The sequence below is a fragment of the Dietzia sp. UBA5065 genome (assembly GCA_002415925.1).
Taxonomy (GTDB): Bacteria; Actinomycetota; Actinomycetes; order Mycobacteriales; family Mycobacteriaceae; genus Dietzia.
The window spans coordinates 2,855-3,550 of sequence record DIAZ01000040.1; the positions used below are offsets into that span (position 1 = coordinate 2,855).

General features: G+C 66.4%; 1 protein-coding gene and 1 pseudogene. Both read left to right on the top strand.

Translation table 11 applies throughout. The annotated features are described in order from the left end of the window. Positions 1-223: pseudogene (locus B4M60_RS02925) on the top strand (30S ribosomal protein S7); the annotation flags it as partial. Positions 224-418: 195 nt separating this feature from the next. Further along, positions 419-696 (top strand): GTP-binding protein (locus B4M60_RS02930; protein ID WP_291080128.1); only part of this gene is annotated, 278 nt, incomplete at its 3' end.

The window sequence follows — 696 nt, forward strand, 5'->3', positions numbered from 1 at the left end:
CACCTACCAGGTGCCGGTCGAGGTGCGTCCGGGTCGCTCCACCACCCTCGCCATGCGCTGGCTGGTGACCTTCTCCCGGCAGCGTCGCGAGAACACCATGGTCGAGCGTCTCGCCAACGAGATCCTGGACGCCTCCAACGGTCTGGGTGCCGCGGTCAAGCGCCGCGAGGACACCCACAAGATGGCCGAGGCAAACCGGGCGTTCGCGCACTACCGCTGGTGACAGCACGGGACCCGGGGGGAGCGGCGTCGGTCCGGCGCCCCACCCGGGTCCCGTAGTCGCCCGCAGGGTGGCATCATTGAACAAGTGCCAGTGGCGCCTCGAACAGAGAGCGTGCCGGCGACAACACACAGACCCGGTTCGGACGGTCCACACAGGCCGCACGGACCACCGACGACTCACGATCGGGGAATATCCGTGGCACAGGACGTGCTGACCGACCTCAACAAGGTCCGCAACATCGGCATCATGGCGCACATCGACGCCGGTAAGACAACCGTCACCGAGCGCATCCTGTTCTACACGGGTGTCAACCGCAAGGCGGGCGAGACGCACGACGGCGCCTCGACCACCGACTGGATGGAGCAGGAGAAGGAGCGCGGCATCACCATCACGTCCGCCGCCGTCACCTGTTTCTGGTCCGACAACCAGATCAACATCATCGACACCCCGGGCCACGTCGACTTCACCGTCGA